Consider the following 24516-nt stretch of genomic DNA (forward strand, 5'->3'; position numbering starts at 1 on the left):
GAAATGCGCTCAGCAGGGTCGGGAGAGCGCATCGACCACGGCCGTGGCATCCGGTGCGTAGCGCGTGTAGTAGGTGGGGTCGAGGTTGATCTGCACCCTGTGGATCGCGAGCGACGGGTCCATCGACTGCCAGTCCTGCACCCTCGCGAGACGCTCGTAGAACAGCGTCGCGGCGGTCGCCGGGTCCATGCGCTGCTCGGCCGAGCCCCACCAGTGCTGCTGCTGGAAGAGCCCGATGCTCGTCGTCCGGGTGCCGTCCGGGTTGGTGAACCCGCTCGTCTCCCAGTCCCCGTAGTCGATGTTGTTCAGGCTGCTCTCGCCCATCGCCGTCATGACGCCGAGAATCTGGCCGTCGCGACCGAAACCGAGCGCGGTGGCCGTCTGCATGATGGTCGCGGCGTTCTCGAGCTGCTCCCCCCGCCAGCCCTCGACCCCCGATTCGGGGAACGTGGTCGGGTCGGTGATGCAGATCGCCGACGGCTTCTCGTGAGCCAGCCCGAGCGGGATCAGCACCGCGGCGAGCGCGACGACGATCACTGCTGCTGCGGACAGCGCGATGCGACGCAGCAGCTTCACGCGCTGCATCCGCCGCTGCGCCCGTCGGCGGGGCGACGCGCGGCGCGTGCGGGACCGCTGACGGCTCGGCTGCTTCTTTCCTGCGGGCTTCTTCCCTGCTGGCTTTCTGCCTGCGGGCTTCTTCCGGCTCGCGGAAGCGCGGGTGCTCCTCGTCGTGCTCATGCGCCCCTGGTCTTGGTGCTGCCTCTGCCGACGAACGCGGCGAGACCGCCGCCGATCGCGCCGAACAGGTGCGCCTGCCACGAGATGCCCTCGCGCACGCCGACGACGCCGGCCAGCATGGAGCCGCCGTAGAGGCCGATCACGAGGAGAGCGACGATCGCATAGAGCACTCGGTGCGCCACCCGACCAGGCGCGAAGACCCGCATCACCGTGTATCCGAAGTACCCGAAGACGAGCCCGGACGCCCCGACGGTCAATGCCCCTGGCGCGTTCACGAGCCATGTGCCGAGGCCGCCGATCACGGCGGCGAACGCGGTGACGGTCCAGAACCGACGCGCGCCGTCGACCGCGACCAGGCAGCCGAGCACGAGGAGCGGCACGGTGTTGCCGATCAGATGGGCCCAATCCGCATGCAGGAGAGGTCCGAGCACGATGCCCCCGAGGCCCGAGAGATCCCACGAGCGGAGCCCGAAGCCCGTGAAGGATCCGGGAAGGATCGCATCGACGATCTGCACGACCCACATCAGGGTGACCAGCACGAGAGGCGCCGCGAAACGGCCGAGAACACTGGAGCGCGGGGAATCGACGGTGCTGATCACGTCTGGCCTTGTCACGTCACGATCCTGTCAGGACTGACCCGGAGGACGCTGACAAAAAGAAAGTGACTCTCCGCGCACCCAGCAGAGCCCGGTTACCCTTGCTGCGTTTCCGCCCTGGGGGAATTGGCCTGGATGCCGCCACGCGGAGAGCCGTCGACAAGTCTAGCCGATGTCTGCCCCTGCTCTTTGACAGACTGGGCAGGTCATGGATCCCGTCGCCGCCCCTCCTCTGTCGACGTGGCACTTTCCGGGCACGCTGCGCACCTACCAGGCCGAGGTCCTCGACCGGATCCCTCCGGGAGGAGCGGCCCCGCTGCACATCGTCGCTCCGCCGGGCTCCGGGAAGACGCTGCTGGGCCTGCTGCTCGCCGCACGCGAAGGCCATCGCACTCTCGTGCTGTCGCCGACGGTGACCATCCGCCATCAGTGGGTGCGCACCGCCTCGGAGCTGGCGCCGCACGCGGAGGCCGTCTCGGATGATCCCGAGCGTCTCGGGGACCTGACGGTGCTCACCTATCAGCTGCTCAGCGTGACGGGAGACGGCTCGCCCTTCGACGACCTCGCCCGGGCGATCTGGACGGAGGAACTCGTCGCGAGCGGCCGCACCGAGGCGGATGCCGCGACGTGGCTCGCCGAGCTGGCGGTCGACAACCCCGCCCGTCACCGCTCCGGCATCCGCAGTCGTGCGCGCCGCCTGCGTTCGCGCTTCACCCGTCAGCGCCCGTCGGAGCTCGCGCGCGTGCTCCACCCGAACGCCGTCGCCCTCATCGATCGACTCGTCGAGGCGGGGGTGCGCACGATCGTGCTCGACGAATGCCATCACCTGCTCGACCACTGGGCGATCGTGGTGGCCTATCTGGTCGCCCGCATCCGAGAGAGCGGCGCGGAGCCGACGCTGATCGGCCTCACCGCGACCCTGCCGTCGCCCGACGACGAGACCGAGTTCGAGAATTACAGCCACCTGCTCGGCGAGGTCGACTACGAGGTGCCGACTCCCGCCGTGGTCAAGGAAGGCCATCTGGCTCCGTATCGCGATCATGTGATGTTCACCGAGCCCCTGCCCGCAGAGGCCGCGTTCATCCGACGGCACGAATCGCTGCTGCACGACCTGATCACGCAGGTGCTGTCGACCCCCGACGCGCTGTCGTACCTCGAACAGCACCTCCAACCCGCAGACCCGCAGGACGGCTCTGTCGCCGAGACTCCCCTCGCACGCCTCGACCGGGCCTTCGCGACGGACTTCGCCCTCACTCGATCGTGCGCTCTCGTGCTGCGCGAGGTCTCGCCGCAGCATCCGCTGATCACCTCGATCCCGCCGGCCCTGCTCGACCGGTGCACGACCGACGACCTGCTGACGGTCCTGTCACGGTTCGCCCAGACGCGACTGCTCTCGGATCCCGCTGCCATGCGCCAGTGGGAGTACGTGCGGCGCTCGCTCGCGGACTTCGGGTACGCGCTGACCGACCGGGGTATCCGACGCGGTCGGAACCCGATCGAGACCACTCTGGCGTTCTCCGCCGCCAAGGACCACGCGGCCGTCGAGATCCTCCACCGAGAGCTCGCGGGTGCCGACGGCGATCGGATCCGGGCGGTCGTCGTGACCGATTTCGTCGAGCATGGAAACAACCGCGGTCTGGCCGGTGACACACCCGCCGGGGCGCTCCGCACGTTCGGCCTCCTCGCCGTCGACGCCGTCACCTCCCGACTGCGCCCCGTGCTGCTCACCTCGCAGCACCTGCGCGTCCGAGCGGACGATGCGGCCGACATCGCGGTCGCGCTCGGCGATCTGCTCGGCGAGCGGATCGGCATCGCGGAGGGCGTCGGCCCCGTGCGCGACCTTCAGGTGCGCGCCGCCGGAAGCGGACGAGTGGTCGGGGCCGTGTCCGAGCTGATCCGCCGAGGGGATGTGCGCCTGCTCGTCGGCACCCGGGGGCTGCTCGGCGAAGGCTGGGACTGCCCGTCGGTGAACACCCTCGTCGATCTCACGACCGTGGCCACGTCGTCGGGCACCCAGCAGCTGCGGGGGCGCACCCTGAGGCTCGATCCGGCGTGGCCCGAGAAGGTCGCACACAACTGGTCGGTCGTCTGCCTGATCCCCTCGCATGTCGACCTCGACGACGCGTCCGAGTCCCTGCGACTCCGTCGTCGGCATTCGCATCTGTGGGGGCTGAGCGCAGAGCGCGACGGCCGTATCGTCAGCGGACTGGGCCATGCACTCACCGCACCCGCCGTCGAGGCCTGGACGCGTGTGCTCGGCAAGGACCCGTCGACGTCGATCGCGGATCTCGACGCCCTCGTGCGCGCGCGGTGGCCCTCTCGGAGTCGGACGAGGGAGGAATGGCGGATCGGCGAGCCGTACCGCGCCCACGAGCGGGAGACGGTGGCGATCCGCCGCACCGCTCGAGCCCCACTGCTTCGTGCCGCACAGACGGCGAGGGCGGGAGCGGTCGGCGGCTTCCTCGCCGGCACCGCGACGACAGGCGCCCTCGTCACCGTGCTCGCGTTCTCCGGGGTCTCCTTCGCTCCTGCCCTCGGGGTCGCGCTCGCACTGATCGGGGGTGGTGTCGCCGCGGCGGCATCCGCTGTGCGCATGCTCGTCCACTCTCTGCGCGATCGCTCGAGGCCGGCGGAGATCTACCGGGCCGCGGCGGTCGCCGTCGCCCGCACGCTGGAAGAGGCAGGACGCGTCGGGCGGATCGACGAGTCGACGATCACCGCGCGGCCGGACGACGCCGATCCCACCCGCATCCGCCTCGAGCTCGGCGGCTCCGCCACCGACGCACGCGTGATCGCCGATGCCGTCGAGGAGCTCTTCGCACCGGTGCGCACACCCCGATTCCTGCTGCGCATCGACGCGGCCGGGCTGCCGCGGGTCCCGGTGCTCGAACGCCTCGCCGACCATCTCTCCCCCGGACGCACGCTTCTCGCGGTGCCTCGACTGATCGCCCGGCGGCGCGGAGACGCCGAGCGCTTCCGCGACCATTGGCAGGCCCTGATCGGCACGTGCTCACTGCACGAGCTGAGCGGGGTGCAGGGACTCGCCCTGCTGCGCGTCGCGCGCAGCGCCGACAGCCGCGTGGACCCCGCGGAACCCCGGGCTCGCGTCTGGGGCTGATGCCCGACGTCGGTTCCCACCCCATCCGTAGACAGCCGGGTTACGATCAGATCACGCGCACCGCAGCGCCCACGTGAGAGGGAACGCATGCCAGAGAACCCGCCCCTGACCCCGTCCGTCGTCAACGCCGAGCAGTTCGCCGCGCAGACGTCGGCGATCGTCGAGTCTGTCGGACGGGTGATCGACGGAAAGCCGGATGCCGTGCGGAGCGCGCTGGTGTGCCTCCTCGCCGAGGGGCATCTGCTGATCGAGGATGTGCCCGGAGTGGGCAAGACGGTGCTGGCGCGCGCCCTGGCGGCGAGCGTGGACGCCACGGTCCGGCGCATCCAGTTCACCCCCGATCTGCTCCCGGGAGATGTGACGGGCGTGAGCGTCTACAACCCCGTCGATCGTGAGTTCGAGTTCAAGCGCGGCGCGGTGTTCGCGCACATCGTCATCGCCGACGAGATCAACCGCTCGTCCCCCAAGACGCAGTCGGCCCTGCTCGAGGCCATGGAAGAGGGGCAGGTGACGGTCGATGGATCGACGCATATGCTGCCCGACCCCTTCCTCGTCGTGGCGACCCAGAATCCTCTCGAGATGGAGGGCACCTACGCGTTGCCCGAAGCGCAGCGCGACCGCTTCATGATGCGCATCTCGATGGGCTATCCGGATGCGGCCGCGGAGGCCCTGATGCTGCGTCAGCGCGACACGGTGAATCCGCTCGCCGCAGTGCGAGCCGTCGCGAACGCCGCGTCGATCTCCGGGTTGATCGCCTGGGCCCGTTCTGTGCATGTCGCCCCGGCGCTCGAGGAATACACGGTCGCTCTGGCTCAGGCGACCCGCGCAGACCCCAACCTGCACCTCGGCGCGAGTCCGAGGGCGACCCTGCAGCTGATCCGCGCCGCGAAGGTGTGGGCGGCGCTCGACGGTCGCGACTTCGTGATCCCCGACGACGTGACTGCGCTGATCATCCCCGTTCTCGCACACCGTCTTCTTCCTGCCCGCGGGGCGCATCGCGCCGGAGCTCAGCCCGTCGAGGCGGCCCTCCGACAGATCGTCGAGCGCGTGCGGGTGCCCGTGACTTCGCGCTCCTGATCCTTCGCTCCCCATCCCCATCCCCATGCCTCGCCGTCGATCCCTCACCCTCCGGGGCACGGGTGCGCTCCTCTCCGGTCTCGGCTGCCTGATAGCGGCCAACATGATCGGCGCGCCGATCCTCCTCTACATCGGCGTCCTCCTCCTCGCACTGACAGCTTTCTCGGTGCTCGCCGTGCGGCTGCCCCGCCGTGCCGGGTCGGTCACGCGGCAGGTCTCGACCGACCTGCTGACGGTGTCGGAGACCTCTCGCGTCACGCTGCGCTTCACCCTGCGTGCCCTGCGGGTTCCTCGAGGACTCTGGCGCGATGTGCTCCCACCTGCGGTCACCGGCGATTCGGCCGGCGAGTACCCCTCGGAGACCGGCCAGCTGAGCTACCTGATCACCGGTGTGCGGCGCGGCGTCTGGCCGATCGGCCCCCTGGTGCTCCGAACGGTCGATCCGTTCGGCCTCGCCCAACGCGAGCAGTCGTTCGGAGAGACCCGCTCCGTGACAGTCGTGCCCGAGGTGTTCACCCTCGCGCCGCTGACCGTCAAGGTCGGCGCGGCCGGCGGCACCGCGCACACCTCGTCGAGCCGCCTCGGGCAGGGCAGCGACAACCTGTCGCCGCGACGTTACATCCCCGGCGACTCGATGCGTCGCATCCATTGGCGGGCGACCGCGCACCGCGGTCAGCTGATGGTGCGGCAGGAAGAAGAGGAGTCCAGCCCCGACGCTCTCGTGATCCTCGACCGCAGCGCTGCGCGGTGGGAACGCCCCGGCGATGACGAGGATCACGCGTTCGAGACCGCTGTGTCGATGTGCGCCTCCGTCGCCGTGCACCTCGTGCAGGAGGGATACGGCGTCGACGTGATCGACAGCAGCGGCACGCTGCTGGGCACTCTGCGCGGCCACGAGGACGACCGCGACGGTCTGCTCGTCGCCCTCGCGCTGGTCGGACCCCGCGGCGATGCCCGCGACATCATGACCCTGGTGGGCGGCACTCCTCCCGGGCCGCTCGTCTACATCACCGGCGAGATCGACGAAGAGGATGCCGCCCTGCTGCGGCCCTCCGGTGCCGCGGCCCCGATGCTGTTCGCGACGGCGCCGCATCGCGGTGCCGCAGCGGCAGCCGAGCAGCACGGGTGGCGCTTCGCACGACTGGGCGACGACGTCGCGGAGGCGTGGGAAGACGTGCTCCCCGACCGCGTGGGCGGCCCCGCGGAGCAGCGGGGAGCGACCGATGTCGCGAGCTGAGCGAAGGGCCGAACGTGGACCCGGCCTGTCGTGGCACCGCGAGCACGAGCTTCCCGCCGGCACGGTCGTGCCGTCGGTGCTCGCCGCCGCAGCCGGTCTCGTCGCGATGTGGCCCTTCACCTCGGTGATCGAACCCGGCCCCTGGTCGTTCGCCGTCCTCGCGGTGATCGTCGTCACCGCGCTCGCGGGCATGTCGTCGCGCACGCTGATGCGCGGTCGTGCGGCCTGGGCACGCGACCTCGTCACCATCGTCGTCCAGATCCTGGCGGTGATGGGCACCGTGGTCCTGCTCGTCGCGGGCGACACCGCGGTGTTCGGCGTGATCCCCACCGATGCGACCTTCTTCACCTTCCAGGCGCTCGTAGCCTCCGCGTGGGAGGAGATCACGTTCGGCGCGGCACCGATCGCGGCCTCCCCCGGACTCGAAGCCGTGATGGGCATCGGCTTCGGCGTCGTCGCCGTCCTGCTCGACCAGCTGGTCGCACAGCGCGGAGCCATTCTGGCCAGCCTCCTCACGGCGGTCGTGGGATCCGTGCCGATGATCGTCACCCTCGGCGGAGTCAACGTCGTATGGTTCGTGATGCTCGGCATCCTGATCCTCGTCCTGCTCCGATTCACGGCGGCGCAGAACCCCGAGTCGCCGCGGCGCACGTCGGTGGCGGTCGCCGCGGGCGTCGGAGTCGCGGCGCTGGCGGCGACCGTGATCGTCGCACCGATCCTCCCCGTGTCGGCGAGCCTCACAGGCACGGGTACCGGCGTCACCGTCGATGCGTCGCTGCGGCTCGGTGACGACCTGCGGCAGCCGAACCCGGTCGAGGTGCTCACGGTGGCGACGACGGCCGACACCGCGCCCTATCTGCGACTCACGACGCTGTCGGCGTTCGACGGCAACGTGTGGGAGCCGGATCGCGGCGGCCTGCAGGCGCAGAGCGAGGGTTTCGGCCCCGCCGAATGGGCGGACGACATCGAGACCACCGACCAGAACACCTCCATCCGGGTGATCCGGATGTCGAGTTCGTGGCTCCCGGTTCCTTACCCGGCAACGAGCGTGCAGGGGCTTCCCTCGACCTGGAGGGTGAGTCCCGAGAACCGCACGCTCGCGTCTCGCAGCGCCGAAGCCGTCGGCAACGACTACACGGTGCGATCCCTGGAGGTGTCGCCGACTCTCGAGCAGATCCGCGCGCTCCCCGCCGCTTCGCCCATCGTCGACCCCGATACGCAGCCCGTCGAGCTGCCTGAGATCATCGGCGACACTGCCGCCGAGGTCACCGCTGACGCCACCAACGACTACGACCGGCTCATCGCACTGCAGTCCTGGTTCCGGAGTCAGTTCGCCTACTCGCTGGAGACCCCTGTCGATGAGGGTTTCGACGGCACAGGCGCGGATGCGGTGGCGCGGTTCCTCGATGTGAGGTCCGGCTACTGCATCCACTTCGCCGGAGCGTTCGCTCTCATGGCCGAGAGCCTCGACATGGAGGTGCGCATCGTCGTCGGCTATCTTCCCGGTGCTCTGACCGAGACCACGCGCGGCGATGAAGCGGTGTACTCCGTCTCCAGCGACCAGCTGCACTCGTGGCCCGAGGTCCTCTTCCCCGGCGTGGGCTGGGTGCCCTTCGAGCCGACGGCGTCTCTGGGGGTTCCGACGGCATTCAGCGCTGCGGCGACCGCCGGCGGCGGTTCGGGCGGCTCGGCCACCCCGGCTCCGACCGCTGCCCCGAGCACCGAGCAGAGCTCAGGACCGGAGCTCGAGCGTGAGGACGCGGGCGACAACGCGGGCGCGACCGGCGAGCTCCGGCGCTTGGACCCCACTCCCGTCGTGCTGACGACGCTCGGCGTGCTGGTGGTGGTGCTGCTGCCCGCGTTCGCCCGTCTCGCGTTGCGCATCGTCCGACGCGGGCGCGCGAGCCGCGGTGACGCCGGGGCGGCCTGGACCGAGCTGCGCGCGACGATGCAGGATCTCCGCGTGCCCCTGTCGGATGCCGAATCACCCCGCATGCGCGGCGACGATCTGGTCAGAGACAGCCGGGCGGATGCCGAGGCGATGCGGGTGCTCGTCGCCGCGGTCGAGCAGGCCAGTTACGCTCGCCCCTCGGCCGGTGCCGTGCGAGATCTCGACGTCGCGCTCGTCGAGGTGACGGCGCAGCTCCGCCGGAGCGTCGACGGGTGGACGAGGCTGCACGCGTTCCTGCTTCCGCGATCGCTCTTCGCGAGCCGACGCACCGACGTGCCACTGCTCACCTGAGCTCCACCTGCGCCACGGGCTGCCCGAGAGTTCGCGCCGACGCGATCAGGCAGCGTGCAGGGCGCAGCGCACGGAGTCGCAGGATTCGCAGACCACGAACTGAGTGCGGCACGCGAGGTCGGGGCAGTTCGCCGTGCGCTTGGTCGCCGTGCCGCACCCCGCGCACTGGCCGATGACCGCTGCATGATCCGAGAACTCGACGGACCCGCGCTTGTCGAACACGTAGAGAGAGCCCTCCCAGAGGCCGTCGTCGCCGTACTGCTCGCCGTAGCGGACGATGCCGCCCTCGAGTTGGTAGACCTCGCCGAACCCGCGCGCGGTCATCAGACTCGAGAGCACCTCGCAGCGGATGCCGCCCGTGCAGTAGGTGACGACCGGCTTGCCCTTGAGGTCGTCGTATGCCCCGGAGTCGAGCAGCTGCACGAAGTCGCGCGTGGTCTCGGTGTCGGGAACGACGGCTCCCCGGAACCGGCCGATCTGCGCTTCGAGCGCGTTGCGGCCATCGAAGAAGACGACGTCGTCACCCCGTTCCCCCATCAGCTCGTGCAATTCCTCGGGGGTCAGCCGGGTGCCGCCTCCGACGACGCCCTGCTCGTCGACGCGCAGCTCACCCGGCGCTCCGAACGACACGATCTCGTCGCGCACTTTGACGCTGAGCTTCGGAAAGTCGACGCTGCGACCGTCGGCGTCGACTCCGGTGCCCTCGCTCCACTTGATGTCGGCGTGCGAGAAAGGGGCGTAGGACCGGAACGAGCGCGCCCACTTCTTGAGCGCCGGCAGGTCGCCGCCGAGGGTGCCGTTGACTCCGTCCTTCGAGATCAGGAGCCGGCCACGCAGCCCGAGCGCTTCGCCGAGGTCGCGCTGCCACACCCGGATCGCGTCCGGATCGGCGAGCGGGGTGAACACGTAGAAGAGAACGATCTTGGGTGTTGCCACTCAGCGATTTTACGTCGGCCACCTGACTGCGCGCCCTCGCGGCGGTGACTCGAGGCCGCTACTTCACATCGCGGTTCATGAACGACAGCCCCGCGGCGAGGAGGGCTGCGAGCACCCAGGCAGCCGTCATGAGCACCGCCGTCGTGGAGTCGATGCTCTCGTGCGGCAGGATTCCCAGGGCGGAGACGTCGAACCGCAAGGCTTCGAGCATCGTGAGGAGAGGGAGGTAGACGGCTCCGGATCTCCAGAAGATCGCCACGAGAACTGCCAGGCTCATCGACATCGGGGCGATGAAGAGGGCGACGAGATGAGCCTGCACGACGACTCCCACGCCCAGCCCCCACAGCCCCGCCACCGCGCCGAGCCCCAGGGTGGGTCCGACCGATGACCACTCCGGAGGGAGACCGCCCATGGCGACGGTCAGCGCCACGTGTCCGCCGACGGCGCCGGCGAGGGCGACGATCGCTCCCCCTACAGCGGAGGCGGGCACCCTCACGAGAAGAGTCGCCCATCGAGGCTGCAGCATCAGACGCTGAGCGATGACACCGTCTCGCCGGTCGACGGTGTATCGGAAGGAACCGTAGGCTGCCGCGAGAACCGCTCCATAGGTCGCGAGCACCGCCCGGTACGGTGCGGCGAAAGCGGCTCGGACGTCGGCGGGTGCATCCGCCATCTCCGGCGGGATGTTCGTCGCCACGGAAAGCGACAACACGAATCCCGCAACCGCCACCCAGAACAGCACGGCATCGCCGGCGAAGCTGCGGGCTTGAGCACGGAACGCTCGGCCGATCACGCGGCCCTCTTCCGTCCCATGCCCCATGCGACGGCGACCAGCGCGACGGCCCACGCGAGCGCGATGCAGAGGGCGGGCGCGAACTCGAGCAGCTTGTCCTGGTATCGGGGAACACCCAGAGCGGCCAGCGCCAAACCCGGCGAGAATCTCGCCAGCTCCGGTGCCGTGCGCAACAGCGCGAACTCCACGGCCATCGGAAGGACAAGAACGATCGCTGCGGTCACATAGTAGTTTCTGGTGATCCAGCCGATTGCTCCACCGATGAACGCACCGAGAACCACGCCGAGCAGTGCGCCGGCGTAGATGCGCCACGTCCCTCCGGCGAGCGCGAGCGTCAGACCTTCCTGAGCGAGGAAGACGGAGGCTCCGACCGTCCAGATCACGAAGATGCACACCGACAGCGCGACCGCGACGAGGGCGCCGGCGACGAGTTTGGCGGCGAAGGCGCGCGGGAAGCCGACCCCGGTGAGCGTCCTGTCCATCGAGCCGTAGTAGCACTCGCGGGTGACACCATAGGCGCCGACGAACGCCGCTGAGATGGCGGACCAGGCCAGCGGCTCCAGAAGAAGGGACGTAGCCGCGGCAGAATCGAGGCCGGCGAGGTCGAACCGTGAACCGTCCGAGACCAGCACGAAGACGGGCATGAGGACCGCGACCAGGTAGACCGCCAGGATGGACGACCCGCTCACTGCTCGCAGGGCTTCGCTGCGGATTGTCTGCCTCATGCGGATGCCCCTTCAACGAGATCGAAGTACTTGCTCTCGAGCGAGTCGGCTTCGCTCGAGACGAGGTCGCCCAACCTTCCGGCGAAGAGAGCACGCCGTTTGATGACGACCACCTCATCGACGACCTGTTCCAGCTCGGCGAGCTGGTGACTGGCGATCAGGACGGTGCCGCCGCGTTCCGAGAAGCCGCGCAGGAACCTGCGAAGCCAGCGGATGCCGTCGGGGTCCAGCCCATTGGCCGGCTCGTCGAGGATGAGCGTCCGCGGCGAGCCGATGAGAGCAGCGGCCAGCCCGAGTCGTTGGGCCATCCCCGTCGAGAAGGTCTTCACCCGGCGACGGGCATCTGTCTCGAGGCCGACCTCCTCGAGCACCTCGTCGACCCGACCACGAGGCGCCCCTGCCGCGAGCCGGCAGATCTCCAGGTGCCGCCTGGCGGTGATGCCACCCTCGAAGCCGAATCCGTCCATGTGGACACCGACGTGAGAGGCCGGGTTGTCGAGCGCGGAGAACGACAGCCCGTCGATGAGGCTGTCACCGCTCGTCGGCTTCAGCAGCCCGACGATGGTTCGCAGAGTCGTCGACTTGCCCGCCCCGTTGGGACCCAGGAGGCCGACGATCGACCCGTGCGGCACCGCGAACGACAGCCCTTCCACTGCGACCCTGTCCCCGTACCTCTTCGTGAGTCCTCGAACCTCGATTGCGTGGTCGTTCATCTTCATTCCTTTCCCACTTCTCCGCTGTGGAGCGACGACAGTGGCATTGCCACGCCGGTCACCCAGAGCGTCTGCCACAGACTTCTCACGCCGTTTTCGACTCGCGCCTGCCCCGTCGAAGGGAGGGGCCCGCTCCGCTCTGACACATCCACCACGGCGACGATCACCGCCGGGACCGTCACACCGTCGGCGGTGATCGGGAACAGCGCGTCGAGCGGCACCGTCGTCGGCTCGGGACGCTGCCGCCTGACCGCGCCGTCGGCGACCTGCTCATTCACGAGGATGCCGTTGCTCATCAGAGCCACCGACGCCCCCTCGGGCACGTCCGCCTCGGCGGTCTCGCCGGCGTGCAGGAGGATCACGCGCTCGCCGTGCACGGCGAAACCGAAGGTGGTTGTCGCGGGCACGGGAATCACAGCACCGGCGATCACGATGCTTGCGACCAGAGCGGCGACGACCGACCAGAATCGGAGCCGCGCGACTCCGGAACGATGCACGCGGCGCAGAGCTGTGATGAGCAGCACGGCGCCGGTCAGGACCACGGCGCCTTCCAGAGCGACGATGAGCACACCGAGCACCGGTCCGCCCCCGGCGAGCGCTCGAGCCACGCGGGTGACGGCGAACACCACCAGCACTACCGGGGTGAGGAGGCTCGCGAGACCGAACGGCACGCTCCACCACGTGTTCAGGCTCTTGGCCGACCGTTGACCGCCGAACAGCAGACGGGCCAGGAACTCCGAGCCGTCGCGGATCGTACGACCCCTGAGGTTCGGCTCATCCAGAGCGCTCATGAGCGCGATGTACCCGTCGAACCGCACGAAGGGGATCAGATTGATGAGAACGATGGCCCCGCAGGAGACGGCGAGGAGCAACATCGTCTGGTGCACCACGGGATGCGGAAGCAGGAGCGCTGCGAGGAGCGCGATCGCGCCGATGACAGCGTGCACCGCAGGGCCCGCCAGCGCGATCGCGACGCGGTGCCGGCGTTCCGGGAGCCGCCACCCGTCTGTCACGTCCACGAAGAATGCGGGGCTGAGGTAGAAGAGCATGAAGCCCGCTCGGCGGGGGCTGCCGCCGAATCTGGTCAGCGCGAGGCCATGGGCGCTCTCGTGCAGCAGGGTCATGAGCGAAAGCGCTGCCACGAGAGACACGAGGGCCGAGAGCGGCACCGGCGTGGTGAGGGCTTCCCGCAGCTCATCCGCCTGAACGGATGCGGCGAGAACGCCGAGGCAGACCAGAACCGCCACCGACACGAGAACCGCTCGGTGCGGGAGAGGAACGGTCAGTCGGTCCAGACGACCGAAGATCGCAGGTGCGCGCAGCGTCGCGAGCTGAAGAGTGAAAGGGGGCCGATAGACCACTCGACCGGGAGGGAGCTTCTCGTCGCCCTCGAGCAGTCCACAGGCGCGGAAGCGCTGGGCCAGCATCAGAAACTGCTCCAATGGCTCGGACGCAGCGAAGCGCCGGTGCAGATCATGAAGTGCGGTTTCGCCGTTCATCGCGCGCAGCAGATCGACGACCGCCAGAGACACTCTCGATGACGGCACACCGTGGAGCATCGCGATCCACGTCCCGTCCTCGGCCACCTGTTCGAAGTCGACGCCGGACGAGAGGACAGGGCACGCGTCAGCAGCGAGCGCGTCTTCCGCAGACCGAGTCGCTCGGCGTCGAGGGAAACTACCGCGAAGCATCGTCATCCATCGCTTCCGGGTCTGCCGCAGACGTCGTGGTGAGAAGAACGATGTCCTCACCGCCGAGCGTCCGAACAGGCGAGACGGCGGGAGCGGTGAACCCCGCGTTGATGAGCTCTCTCGAGAGGACCTCGTGGTCGAGAACTCGCAGACGGCTCGTGAGAACTGTCACGTCGCCGCCCTCTGCCAGGTCGGCGACACGAACCCAGTTGACCACACGTGCCGCGCCGCCCTCTTCCACTTGCTGCGAGAACAGATAGGTCTCGTCTCCGCCCGGTCCTGGGACAGCGATCTCTCGATCTCTCGACACCGAGAGGCTCTCCGCTGAGGCTCCTCCGGCCACGGTCAGGGCGAACACACCGTGCGGAGCGAGGTGACGTCGCACGTTCGCGTAGAGCTGGGACCTGCCGACACCGTCGAGCAGCGTGATCGACGTCGCGCCCATGATCACAAGACCGAACTGCTGCCGCAGTGAGAAGTCCCGCACGTCCGCGACGATGCACTCCAGCATCGTGTGGTCGGGCAGCGCTCGACGGAGGCGGGAGAGCATGTCGTCGGAGAGATCTATCGCCGTCACCCGCTTGCCCGATCGCACCAAAGGGATGGTCAACCGCCCGCTCCCTGCCGCCACATCGAGGATCGGCCCCACGGTGCCTCTCGCGAGCGCCAGCACTTCTCTGATCTCCGCGCGGTCGGACCCGACCAGCCTGTCGTAGAAATCGGTGCCCGCACCCGCGTACAGATCCTGCTCCTTCGGCAGTGCTCCGACCACGGCGAGTCTCGCCACCACGGCCTCAGTTAGAGAACTGGACATTCACGCATCACCTCTCAGCGGGGATCAGTGGGGTGCGGGCGTGTCAGGCCCGCACCCCTTCGGTCAGGTCGCGATCGCGGCCGCACCGCCGATGATGGCGATGATGTAGCTCGCGTGCTCCCACCATTCGAGTGGTGCATCGATGTGTTCGAGCTCCAGGAACTCGAGCGACTGTGTCTGCATTTCATACCTCCTAGGTACGCCTTGCGAAGGTGCTCCTATGTCAGCGCGAGAATTCCGATGATCACGCCGACGGCGAATCCGCGGGTCCAATCAAGGGCGTCATCCGGCGCTTCCATTGCCTCGAGTTCGGTGAACTCAAGGGTCGGCATTGTTGCGTGCATGCTTACCTCTCTCCGATTCATCTGTGTCTGCTCGACGAGGTCACGTCGCAGCAGCAGCGCCGATTCCTATGAGCACCAGGGCGCTGATCGCGCCCTGATAGAAGCTCTCCCAACTGGGGGCATCCATCCCCTCCAGTTCTTGGAACTGGATTCGTTCCACACTTTCGTTCATGTCATTCACCTCCTTCGTTCCAGTAGGAGTCGCGGAGCACATCGCAGAAGTCCTCTGCGAAAAGACCCGCGAGCATCGGGTAGCGGTTTCCCCACGCTGTTTCCGTGGCACCGGCAATACGGCGCAGGTTCTGAGCCGTCGGCCGCGACGGACGTGGGATCCCCCAGCGCTCGATGAGGGCAGCGATGCCGGTCGGCGGGTCGAGCGGCAGTGCGACGCCGCCGGCCACGCTCATCCAGAACTCTTCGAGGCTCTCGCGATCGCCCCATCGTTGGTCCCCCGAGCACACTCGGCGCCAGACCGCAGCGATGACCGCCACTGTGGCCACCATCTTGCGGACGTCCAGCGCGAAGGCCACTTCGTTGGCCACATACCAGTGGCGGGCGCTGTAGGGATCCTGCCCCCTCAGCGCCGCACTGCGCTGCGTCGCCGCGCTGAGGCGAGCGAGACGCAGGCGCACGGCGGCAGCGGCTGCGTCGCCGGAGGCCGTCTCGAGAAGTGCACCCCCGAGAGCGACGGCGTCGCGTCTCCCCCTCGAGCTTCGCCGCGGGCTCGTCGCCGCGCCTGCGAGCCGGAGGAAGGCCTCGAGTGCTCCCTCTCTGACGGATGCCGGCGTGAGGGTCACCAGGTTGCCGGGATCGATGATGGCGTGCCGGGGTCTCAACGCGCGGCCGACGATGAGCCGATAGCCGGTTTCGTTCTTGAGGATGCCGACGCTGTTCGTCTCCGATGAGGTGCCGAGCGTCGTCGGCACCGCGACGATCTCCACGGGTGGTGGCGCATCGGGCAAGAAGGTCAGCGCCGACTTCGATGCACGTTCGATGGCGAAGTCGAACAACCGCCCCGGAGCGAGCGCAAGCGATGCGATCTTGGTGGCGTCGAGAACAGTTCCGCCGCCTACCGCGACGATCACGCTCGGGGGCCGTCGAGCGATCTCCTCCGCGATGCCGACGAGAGCCGCGACGTCGACCGAGCGAGCGTCCACCTCTATGGTTCTGGCCGAGCGGCCGGCGAGCATCGATGCGGCGAGCGACGAATCCGCGATCACGAGGGGCTCTCGATCGGCAGCGAGCCGCGCGATCGTCTGCCGCGCGATGCCGCGGCCGTGCCAGAGCGTGGGAACCCGTGCAGCGAAGTCAGATCTCATGCTGACGCTCCCGCACCTGCGCCACGCCAGCGCGCACAGCAGAATCCATCTCGAGAAGCTCACTCGCGTCGAACCCATACGCCGGAATCAGCTGGATCGCACTGGGGCCGGGCTGCACCAGCACGCCGTTCTCTGCGATGGCGGCCACCACTCGGAGAACCTCAGCCCCGGAGAGCCGACTCGCGTCCAGGTTTCGAAGGGCGAGCCCCACGAAACAGCCTCGCCCCGTCACCTCGGCGACCACGCCATCGGACTTCAGCCGACTCGCGAGACGCCACAAGTCGGTCGCCAACGCTCGCGTCGTCGATTCCACGTCGATGCGGTGCAACTCTTCGATCACCGCGACGACGGCCGCCGCGCAGGCCGGCGTCCCCGCCTGGGTCTCCCCGTGGACGAACGTCCAGCCCCCACGTGCGAACTCTGACGCGACGCGTGCCCCCACGAGCAGCACGGCAGCGCCCGCTGCGCCGTTCGTCAACGCTTTCGACAGAACGAGGATGTCTGGTGGCGCACCCCATTCGTCCGTGGCGAACATCGTTCCGGTGCGTCCGAAGCCCGTCGCGACCTCGTCGGCGACGATCAGGAATCCGTACTCCTCGCGCAGCTCGAGGAGTCGCGATATGAACCCATCGGACAGCGCATGCGCGCCGCTGCCCAGGACGGGCTCCACAACCACCGACGCGACTCTGGAGCCTTCGCGCTTCAGCAGCGTCTCCAGTTCCTCCCCGTCATCGCTGTGAGACACATGACGCACCGACCTGCGGTCGACGGAGTAGACCGATTGAAGGAGGTCGTCGCCGCTGAGCGCGTGGCTGCCGTACATCGTGCCGTGATAGCTGCCGTTGAGACCCACGACCAGCGAGCGGGATCCGGCTCCCTGTTGTGCCCAGTACTGTCTCGCGAGCTTCATCGCCGAGTCGTTCGCTGCCCCTCCCGACGTGCAGAAGATGACCCGGCTGTACCGGATCGGGTGGGCGAGTTCGATGAGCGCTTCGGCCGCGGCCTCAGCGTACCGATGCGGCGCCCGGAACAGAGTCAGATACGACGCATCATGCGTCGCTCTGCTCACAGCATCAGCGACCGCCTTGTTTCCGAAACCGAGAGGGACGTTCCAGAGTCCGCTCGTCGCACTGAGGCGTGTCGATCCGTCCGCGAATTCGATGCGATTTCCGGCGGCGCCGACGGCGACCTCGTCGCGCGTGAACGTGGCGTCTGCGGGCAGCATCGACGTCCATAACGCATGCGGAACGTTCATCGAGCGCTTCCCGACGCCATCCGGCGCGCCCCGTCAGCTGTTGTGCCGAAGTGGATGTCGAGCACCGCGGCAGCTTCCCGACACAGGGCGCTCGCATCAGACGCAGACAAGCCGCATTCGAGAGCCAAGCGATCCACCGCCACCTCCAGCGTGCTCGAGGTCTGTGTGGCGGCGACGACCTTCGCCGTCAGCGGCGACAGCAGCTGGCGTCGCAACGTGGTGGTGTCGGCGAGCACGAAGCCGTCCGGGGTCTCGAGCAGGAAGGGATCCGACGCCAGCGGTTCGGCGTCCGCGCGGTCATCGTCGATGAGCCACCAGCCGAATCCTGAGATCTTCGCGATGCCGTTCTCCAAGCCGAGCATCTTGATGAGATCCGTCGCGTTCACGTAGCGACCGATCCATCCGCGGCTGGTCAGGTCCGCGGCGGCGGCCTGTCTCAGTTCCGATTCTCCCCACACCGCGGCACGGGGCAGAGGGGACTCGATCACCGTCTTCAGCTCGACGACGTGGCCGATCACCTCGCCCCACACACCGACGCTGACCCGGCCGTCCGAGCCCACCCTGATCGCGGTCGGAGCCGCGAGTTCATCCGGTGCTCCCAGAGCGGTGCGGTTCGCGAGGAGCACCCGCGCATCGATCAATGCCGAAGGAAAGACACCCGTACGACGAGCGAGTTCCGCGTCGTCGAGAAACGCCTGCCAGCTGTTCCGGTCGAAGAATCCCACCGCAGTCGGACGGACGATCTGAACGAACGCCGCAGCGACATAGTCCTGGAGCTCGACGCCTCGCTCGCCGAAGAACAGCTCGTCTCCGATCTCGCGCAGAGCGCCGGTGTAGCGAACGGCGTGGGCTGGCCCGTCATAGGCTCCGCTCTGCGCGTGCAGAAGGACCAGGTCGCCTTCGCCGGCGGCGGCGACGACGCTCTCGACCGACGCACCGTTCTCGACGAAGAACACGCGCGAGTATTCCTCCTGCTCGCCGGTGATCCATTCACGGAGCGCCCGGGCTCCGACGAGCTCCGGTTCGGCGATCGCGCCGCTGTCGGGCATCATGCGCCGACCCACCGACCCGCGGTGCAGACACCCGGCGCCGCGAATGCGCGAAGATATGCCGCGCTCGCATTCGGCGTGAAAGCAGTCGCTTTCCGGAGGCGCTGACTTTCACGCGATGCCTGCGTCGAGCTGGTGTGCATTTCTCCCCAGAGATATCGAATTGCGTTCGAGTGAATGTGCGTACTCATATGAGGCTATATATGTGTCGAATGTGCTGCAATATATTCTTTTCGAGCCGATATCGTCATTCCGATCGCTTTCGAATCTGCGAGATTCGGCACCTCGTCGACGACTTCTCGACGCCGGCAGTCGCCGGCGACACTCAGGCGGTGACAGTGCGCGACGCGCGAACGAGCGGAACCCTGGTGCCGAGAAGGCGCCCCACATGGCGGTGGAGCGCTGGCACCAGATGCTCGTGCTCGCCTGCGTCGGCGCGGGTCAGCAGCTTCGTCATCACGTACAGCTGCGACACGATGCCACCCTCTGATTCCAGGTCTCGCCGGAAGCGTCGGGCTATCTGCTCGGCGACGTGAGGCACGGCCAAGGAGTGTCCGAGCAGGAACGCGGCATCGTATCCGCGGGGGGCGAGCCCCCACGCCTCCCAGTCGGCGATCGCGAACGGATCTCGGTGGATGTTGTTCCAGTGCAGGTCGCCGTGGCTGGCCACCCAGTCGTCTCGGTCGACGTCCATCTCGATCCCGAAGAAGACGCTGATCCGCCGTCGGATGATCTCGGGGTCGAGCACCATCCGATCCGTTCTCGCGGCCGACAGGGTGTCGAGGCTGCTTTCCAGCTCTCCCCACCACGATTCGTCGAGACCGGGCGTGCCGGTGAGCACGGCGTCCGGCGCGCAGACCCGCCCAGGCAGCAGGGTCATCAGTTCGGCGCGGTAGACGAGCGGCCCTTCCTCCCAGGCCCGCGCGTCGAGCAGACGCGGCTTCGCCACTCCGTCGATCTGCGAGGCGTCCTGATTGCCGGTCCACCAGGCGCCACGCGCCCGGCCTCTCGCAGACCAGACGACGCGCAGCCAGTACCGCCCACCCGCGCGTTCGACCACCGAGCCGATCGACCGATCACGCCATCCGAATCGGGCGCGGCCGATCGCGTTGAGCCCGAGATCAGCGAGCGAACGGGAGTGAGCAGTGCGCAGTGCCACACGCAAGGCCGTGCTGGTCGTGGCTGTGGTTTCGACAGTCGTCATCAAGATCCTTCTGGGACGAGAGCGTCCGATCGACGCAGGAGTGCATTCGTATGACGACTTTGCGTCTGCTCCCGAGGCTAAGAAGTACGTCGGTGCGAGCGCAAGGCAAGGACGCATCGCATATCGGTGCAACGGCATCCCGCTCGGTGGGCGCCGATGGGGAGCGTCGGAGATGCCTGGTCTAGGTCGCCCGTGCGATCGGATAGACTGTTCAGGTTGTTCCTGGTGACGTGTCCGAGCGGCCGAAGGAGCACGCTTGGAAAGCGTGTGTTGTGCAAGCAACCGCGGGTTCGAATCCCGCCGTCACCGCCAAAAAGCATGAAGGGTCTCCGCGCCAGCGGGGGCCCTTCATGCTTTTTATCGAGCACTGGGGATTCGGGGAGAACCGAGCGAAGCGAGGATCGGAGTCCCGCCGTCACCGGCATCCGCACCCCGTCAGGCGGAGTTCTCCCGGTAGGGCGGAGGTGCGGACGGCATCCGTCCTCCCCTCACGGTGAACTCCGCCCGACGGAGCCCGACGGAGCACGACGGGGCACAACGGACGGTCTGCGACTCAGGCGAACTTCACGCCGAAGCTCTGCCCGCCCGGCTCTGCAGGCAGGGGCGTCATACCGAGACGCTCGTAGAACGCGGCTGCTCCCGTGTTGTTCGGGTCCATGCCGAGGTGCAACCCGCGAACTCCGCGGCGGGTGAGCTCGTCGAACAGCGTCTCGATGAGCGCACGTCCGAGCCCCTGACCTTGCGTCTCGGGCAGCAGGTCGATGTGCAGGTGCGCCGGGTACTCTGCGGCGTTGGCATTGCGCCCCGGAGCCTGCGCATAGCCGTGCTCGATCATCCGCTCTTCGCGGCTCGTCGGCTCGGCGGCCTGCGGATACCGATCCTGCAGCGTCGGCCACCATTCGTCTCGGAACCAGGTCGCGAAGGCGTCGGTGTCGTCGGTCGCCACGATGTAGCCGATCACGCGCTCGTCATCGGTCTCGACGACCCATGCGAGATCGGGATGCCGTTCGACATACGGCACCGCGAACAGGTCTCCCCAGAGCGAGTCATCGGAGAACAGCCCGGTCGCGTCTGCACCGGCATCCGCTGTCCGGACGCAGATCTCGTAGAGGGCATCACGATCGGACGGTCGATACGGACGGATGCGCGACACAGCTGCTCCTCGATGAGTGGGGTGAGCTGTCAGCCTACCGAGGTGACCGCCGGATCGTCTCGCCGAGACGTTGTCACCCACGGCAGCAGCCACGCCCCGAGCACGAGCACCACGCCTGCCCCGACCAGCGCCCCTCCGAGCGTGTCGGTGGCCCAATGCACCGAGAGCAGAGTGCGCGAGATCGCCATTGCGACGACCCAGGCCACTCCGAGAATCGCCGTCCATACCCGGGGGAACACGAGCCACAGCACCATCGCGATCGTCGCCGCGTTGGCCGCATGCCCCGACGGGAATGAACCGAAATCGCTCGCCACGATCATGTCCTCCGGGCGTGCACGGCCGAACAGGTGCTTGAGCAGCTGCACCGCTCCGGCGCTCACGAGGAAAGCCACCGCGGCGAACACGGCCGCCTGCCATCGCCGCGCGATCAGCAGACCGACGATCACGAGCAGCGGCACGAGGAGGATCGCGACCCAGCCCCCGCCGATGTGATCGAGCAGCAGCGCGAACGACAGCATCCAGTCCGAGCGCGATGCGCTGACCGTGTCATTCCACCAGGTGTCGAACCCCGGCGGCTCGGTGTACCCGAACACGATCGCCGCCCCGAGGAGCGTCGCCGCGACGAGCATCCCTATTCCCCACCACAGCAGCGTTCGTGATCTCATCGAACCATTCTGCCGGTCGGGAGCTGAATATCAGGGAGCGAGCATGCCGACAGTCCGGGGACGCACGATCAGCCACAGCGAAAGGATGCCGATCGCCGCGCACCCGACCATGACCGATGCCATGCTCGTGGCGGTGATTCCGGTGCCGTGAGAGATCCATCCCACGACCGGCGAGATGAGTCCTGCGACACCGAAGTTCGTGGCGCCGATGACGGAGGCCGCTGTGCCCGCGGCCTTGCCGTGGCGGTCGAGGGCGAGCACCTGCACGTTCGGGAAGGTGAAGCCGCAGGCCGTCATGAAGAAGAACAGCGGGATGACCGTGCCCCAGAGCCCGAGGCCGAGCTGGTCGGTCACGATGATCGCGACGCCGGCGAGCAGCAGCACCGCCGTGGAGTACGCCATGACCCACTGGGGGCCGAATCGTGCGGCGAGTCGCGAAGCCGTCTGGACGCCGGCCACGACGCCGAGGGAGTTGACGGCGAAGAGCAGGCCGTACTGCTGCGCGTCCAGCCCGTGGGTCTGCTGGAACAGGAAGGGCGACGCCGACAGGTAGGAGAACAGGCCGGAGAACGTCATGCCGCCGATGATCAGCACGCCGATGAACACACGGTCGGAGAACACCGACCGATAGCGCTGCATGACGGTGGCACCGCCCTTCTCCTGGCGGCGCGCGATCGGGAGCGTCTCGGGGATGAACACCACGGTCGAGACGAGCATCAGCACGCCGTAGAGGGCGAGCACGACGAAGATGCCGCGCCATGGCATGAGCGTGAGCAGCCACGAGCCGATCAGCGGGGCGATCACCGGTGCGACTCCGGAGACCAGCGCGAGCCTCGACAGCATGACGACCAGCCGTCGACCGCCGAACAGGTCGCGCACGATGGCCATCGCGACGACGCCACCGGCCGCGGCTCCCACGCCCATGAGCACACGAGCACCGCTGAGCAGGGGAAGGGTCGGGGCGTAGGCTGCGGCGACACTGGCCAGCACATGCAGTGCGGTGACGACGATCAGCGGAATGCGTCGACCCACCTTGTCGCTGAGCGGCCCCACCACGAGCTGCCCCAGCGCGAATCCGATCATCGTGCCGGTCAGGGTCAGCTGGATCGCCGCCGCCGTCGTCTCGAAGTCCTGCTCCAGCACGGGGAAAGCCGGCAGGTACAGGTCGATCGTGAACGGTCCGAGGGCGGTGAGGGCCCCGAGCAGCACGATGTACAGCGCGCGGCGGCCGTTCGAGATCGAGTCGCCGGGGTGCAGCATGATCGGCGCCGTGGCGGGGTTCGACCCGAGGGTGCGGATCGCGCCCGTCGCCGACGGGATGCGGATGCTGCCGGTGGCCGTCCGCTCGGGGGCGGGTGTCGTCGAGATGGAGTCAGTGCGTGGAGCGTCGGGCACGACGGTCCTTCCGGAGTTCGAGGGGATCAGGCGAGTCGCTGAGGCAGTCGGATCGGCGAGCGAGGTCGAATCGATTCGATCTGGGCGAAGTCTCCATGCTACAGCCCCGCCGGACACCGACGCAGTCCGCGACGAACACACCTGCATGCCGAGAAGACGGATGGATGCCGAAACACGCGGTCTCGGCATCCATCCGTCTTCTGAGCATGCATCCGTGCGGTCTCTCGCCGCGGACGTCGGTCGAGCACTCAGCCGAGGCGCGCGAGCCCCTGTTCGAGGTCGGCGATGAGGTCATCGACACCCTCGATGCCCACCGACAGGCGCACGACGTTCTCGGGCACGGCGAGCGCGGTGCCCCGCACCGAGGCGTGGGTCATGTCCGGCGGATAGCCGATCAGCGACTCGACGCCGCCGAGCGACTCGGCGAGCTGGAAGAGCTCGGTCGACTCGGCGAACGCCTTCGCGGCATCCGCACCCGCTGCAAGGCCGAGTGACAGCATCCCCCCGAAGCCGCTCATCTGGCGTGCGGCGACCTCGTGCCCGGGGTGCGAGACGAGCCCCGGGTAGTACACGGTCGCGAACTCCGGGCGCGACGTGGCCCATTCGGCGATGGCCTGCGCGTTCTCGGAGTGCTGACGCACACGCACCGCGAGCGTCTTGATGCCGCGAGTCGTGAGCCAGGCGTCGAGCGGGGCCGAGACCGCGCCGACCGCGAACTGCTGGAACTTGATCTGCTCGTAGAAGCGATCGTCGCCGAAGACCACCGCACCGCCGAGGACGTCGGAGTGCCCGCCGAGGTACTTGGTGGTGGAATGCACGACGAGGTCCGCACCGAGCGAGAGCGGCTGCTGCAGCGCCGGCGAGGCGAAGGTGTTGTCGACGACCGCGATGGCACCGGCGGCGTGCGCGATCTCGGCGACGAGCGCGATGTCGACGATCTTCAGCAGCGGATTGCTGGGCGTCTCGACCCAGACGATCTTCGTCTCCGGGCGGATCGCCGCGCGCAGCTCGTCGACGTCCGACAGCTCGACCGTGGTCGTCTCGATGCCCCACGGGGCGAGCACCTTGGTGAGCAGGCGGTACGTGCCGCCGTAGACGTCGTTGCCGAGCACGATATGGTCGCCCGGCTTCAGGATGCCGCGCAGCAGCGCGTCCTCTGCCGAGAGCCCGGACGCGAACGACAGGGCGTTCGCCCCGCCCTCGAGCGCCGCGAGCTGCGTCTCGAGCGACGAGCGCGTCGGGTTGCCCGCGCGGTTGTACTCGTAGCCGTCGCGGAACCCGCCGATGCCGTCCTGCACATGGGTGGATGCCTGATAGATCGGCGGGATGATCGACCCTGTGGTCGGGTCAGGCGCCTGACCTGCGTGGATGGCTCGGGTGGCGAAAGCATGCTCGGACATGCCCCTCAGCCTACGTCCGCGCCGGGGAGGGCGGCCGCCCCTGTTACGCCGA

At 68.3% G+C, this 24516-nt stretch carries 23 protein-coding genes, 1 tRNA gene and 1 other RNA gene; 5 read left to right on the plus strand and 20 right to left on the minus strand.

Annotated features, from left to right (window positions below):
• Positions 1-9: 9 nt before the first annotated feature.
• The 3 genes from ACIP5T_RS16325 to ffs form a co-directional block, all read right to left on the minus strand.
• Positions 10-585, minus strand: coding sequence for a hypothetical protein (locus tag ACIP5T_RS16325; protein ID WP_400865737.1), 576 nt, complete (start codon positions 583-585; stop codon positions 10-12).
• 149 nt (positions 586-734) lie between these two features.
• Positions 735-1352 carry a rhomboid family intramembrane serine protease gene (locus ACIP5T_RS16330; protein ID WP_400865740.1) on the minus strand — a complete coding sequence of 206 codons (618 nt, stop codon included), beginning with the start codon at positions 1350-1352 and terminating at the stop codon, positions 735-737.
• Between the two features lie 43 nt (positions 1353-1395).
• An RNA gene (gene ffs, locus ACIP5T_RS16335) (signal recognition particle sRNA small type) lies at positions 1396-1492 on the minus strand.
• 50 nt (positions 1493-1542) lie between these two features.
• On the opposite strand from ffs, the gene ACIP5T_RS16340 reads away from it, so the two are divergent.
• The 4 genes from ACIP5T_RS16340 to ACIP5T_RS16355 all read left to right on the plus strand — a co-directional run bounded on the left by ACIP5T_RS16340 (position 1543) and on the right by ACIP5T_RS16355 (position 9008).
• Positions 1543-4452 (plus strand): hypothetical protein, encoded by a 2910-nt coding sequence (locus ACIP5T_RS16340; protein ID WP_400865743.1) that lies wholly within the window; start codon positions 1543-1545, stop codon positions 4450-4452.
• 87 nt (positions 4453-4539) lie between these two features.
• The gene (locus ACIP5T_RS16345) at positions 4540-5529 is read left to right on the plus strand and encodes an AAA family ATPase (protein ID WP_400865746.1); all 990 of its coding nucleotides are present in this window, start codon (positions 4540-4542) and stop codon (positions 5527-5529) included.
• A 25-nt stretch (positions 5530-5554) separates the two neighbouring features.
• Positions 5555-6766: a DUF58 domain-containing protein gene (locus ACIP5T_RS16350; protein ID WP_400865749.1), complete on the plus strand. Its 1212-nt coding sequence runs from the start codon at positions 5555-5557 to the stop codon at positions 6764-6766.
• Positions 6753-9008: a transglutaminaseTgpA domain-containing protein gene (locus ACIP5T_RS16355; RefSeq protein WP_400865752.1), complete on the plus strand. Its 2256-nt coding sequence runs from the start codon at positions 6753-6755 to the stop codon at positions 9006-9008. Before ACIP5T_RS16350 ends, ACIP5T_RS16355 begins: the two co-directional genes overlap by 14 nt.
• Before the next feature lie 45 nt (positions 9009-9053).
• Here the strand turns inward: ACIP5T_RS16355 and ACIP5T_RS16360 are convergent, their stop codons facing one another.
• The 13 genes from ACIP5T_RS16360 to ACIP5T_RS16420 all read right to left on the minus strand — a co-directional run bounded on the left by ACIP5T_RS16360 (position 9054) and on the right by ACIP5T_RS16420 (position 19851).
• Positions 9054-9944 (minus strand): rhodanese-related sulfurtransferase, encoded by an 891-nt coding sequence (locus tag ACIP5T_RS16360; RefSeq protein ID WP_400865755.1) that lies wholly within the window; start codon positions 9942-9944, stop codon positions 9054-9056.
• Between the two features lie 58 nt (positions 9945-10002).
• Positions 10003-10737, minus strand: coding sequence for a hypothetical protein (locus tag ACIP5T_RS16365; RefSeq protein WP_400865758.1), 735 nt, complete (start codon positions 10735-10737; stop codon positions 10003-10005).
• A complete protein-coding gene (locus ACIP5T_RS16370; protein WP_400865761.1) occupies positions 10734-11462 on the minus strand; it encodes an ABC transporter permease in 729 nt (242 codons plus the stop codon). Before ACIP5T_RS16370 ends, ACIP5T_RS16365 begins: the two co-directional genes overlap by 4 nt.
• Positions 11459-12175 carry an ATP-binding cassette domain-containing protein gene (locus ACIP5T_RS16375; RefSeq protein ID WP_400865764.1) on the minus strand — a complete coding sequence of 239 codons (717 nt, stop codon included), beginning with the start codon at positions 12173-12175 and terminating at the stop codon, positions 11459-11461. Before ACIP5T_RS16375 ends, ACIP5T_RS16370 begins: the two co-directional genes overlap by 4 nt.
• Positions 12176-12177: 2 nt before the next feature.
• A complete protein-coding gene (gene mpaP / locus ACIP5T_RS16380; protein WP_400865767.1) occupies positions 12178-13866 on the minus strand; it encodes a daptide biosynthesis intramembrane metalloprotease in 1689 nt (562 codons plus the stop codon).
• Complete coding sequence (gene mpaM, locus ACIP5T_RS16385) at positions 13853-14680, minus strand: daptide-type RiPP biosynthesis methyltransferase (RefSeq protein ID WP_400865770.1); 828 nt, start codon at positions 14678-14680, stop codon at positions 13853-13855. Before mpaM ends, mpaP begins: the two co-directional genes overlap by 14 nt.
• 63 nt (positions 14681-14743) lie before the next feature.
• Positions 14744-14863, minus strand: coding sequence for an MpaA3 family daptide-type RiPP (gene mpaA3 / locus ACIP5T_RS16390; RefSeq protein WP_400865773.1), 120 nt, complete (start codon positions 14861-14863; stop codon positions 14744-14746).
• Between the two features lie 35 nt (positions 14864-14898).
• Positions 14899-15045 carry an MpaA2 family daptide-type RiPP gene (gene mpaA2, locus ACIP5T_RS16395; RefSeq protein WP_400865776.1) on the minus strand — a complete coding sequence of 49 codons (147 nt, stop codon included), beginning with the start codon at positions 15043-15045 and terminating at the stop codon, positions 14899-14901.
• Between the two features lie 19 nt (positions 15046-15064).
• Positions 15065-15196, minus strand: coding sequence for an MpaA1 family daptide-type RiPP (mpaA1, locus tag ACIP5T_RS16400; RefSeq protein ID WP_400865779.1), 132 nt, complete (start codon positions 15194-15196; stop codon positions 15065-15067).
• A 1-nt stretch (position 15197) separates the two neighbouring features.
• The gene (gene mpaC / locus ACIP5T_RS16405; RefSeq protein ID WP_400865782.1) at positions 15198-16343 is read right to left on the minus strand and encodes a daptide-type RiPP biosynthesis dehydogenase; all 1146 of its coding nucleotides are present in this window, start codon (positions 16341-16343) and stop codon (positions 15198-15200) included.
• Positions 16333-17598 carry a daptide-type RiPP biosynthesis aminotransferase gene (gene mpaD / locus ACIP5T_RS16410; RefSeq protein ID WP_400865785.1) on the minus strand — a complete coding sequence of 422 codons (1266 nt, stop codon included), beginning with the start codon at positions 17596-17598 and terminating at the stop codon, positions 16333-16335. Before mpaD ends, mpaC begins: the two co-directional genes overlap by 11 nt.
• A complete protein-coding gene (gene mpaB / locus ACIP5T_RS16415) occupies positions 17595-18647 on the minus strand; it encodes a daptide biosynthesis RiPP recognition protein (protein WP_400866998.1) in 1053 nt (350 codons plus the stop codon). Before mpaB ends, mpaD begins: the two co-directional genes overlap by 4 nt.
• A 325-nt stretch (positions 18648-18972) precedes the next feature.
• Positions 18973-19851, minus strand: a complete 879-nt coding sequence (locus ACIP5T_RS16420) for a hypothetical protein (protein ID WP_400865788.1) — start codon at positions 19849-19851, stop codon at positions 18973-18975.
• A gap of 224 nt (positions 19852-20075) precedes the next feature.
• Here ACIP5T_RS16420 and ACIP5T_RS16425 point away from each other — a divergent pair.
• A tRNA-Ser gene (locus ACIP5T_RS16425) sits at positions 20076-20163 on the plus strand.
• A gap of 241 nt (positions 20164-20404) precedes the next feature.
• Here the strand turns inward: ACIP5T_RS16425 and ACIP5T_RS16430 are convergent.
• The 4 genes from ACIP5T_RS16430 to ACIP5T_RS16445 all read right to left on the minus strand — a co-directional run bounded on the left by ACIP5T_RS16430 (position 20405) and on the right by ACIP5T_RS16445 (position 24464).
• Entirely contained in the window at positions 20405-21004 is a 600-nt protein-coding gene (locus ACIP5T_RS16430; protein WP_400865792.1) for a GNAT family N-acetyltransferase, read from the minus strand.
• A gap of 29 nt (positions 21005-21033) precedes the next feature.
• Positions 21034-21669 carry a phosphatase PAP2 family protein gene (locus ACIP5T_RS16435; protein ID WP_400865795.1) on the minus strand — a complete coding sequence of 212 codons (636 nt, stop codon included), beginning with the start codon at positions 21667-21669 and terminating at the stop codon, positions 21034-21036.
• A gap of 30 nt (positions 21670-21699) precedes the next feature.
• Positions 21700-23064 carry a multidrug effflux MFS transporter gene (locus ACIP5T_RS16440; RefSeq protein WP_400865798.1) on the minus strand — a complete coding sequence of 455 codons (1365 nt, stop codon included), beginning with the start codon at positions 23062-23064 and terminating at the stop codon, positions 21700-21702.
• 248 nt (positions 23065-23312) lie between these two features.
• Positions 23313-24464 (minus strand): cystathionine gamma-synthase, encoded by a 1152-nt coding sequence (locus ACIP5T_RS16445; protein WP_400865802.1) that lies wholly within the window; start codon positions 24462-24464, stop codon positions 23313-23315.
• Between the last annotated feature and the right edge of the window lie 52 nt (positions 24465-24516).

It is taken from the genome of Microbacterium sp. NPDC088619 (assembly GCF_044752825.1).
Classification (GTDB): Bacteria; Actinomycetota; Actinomycetes; order Actinomycetales; family Microbacteriaceae; genus Microbacterium.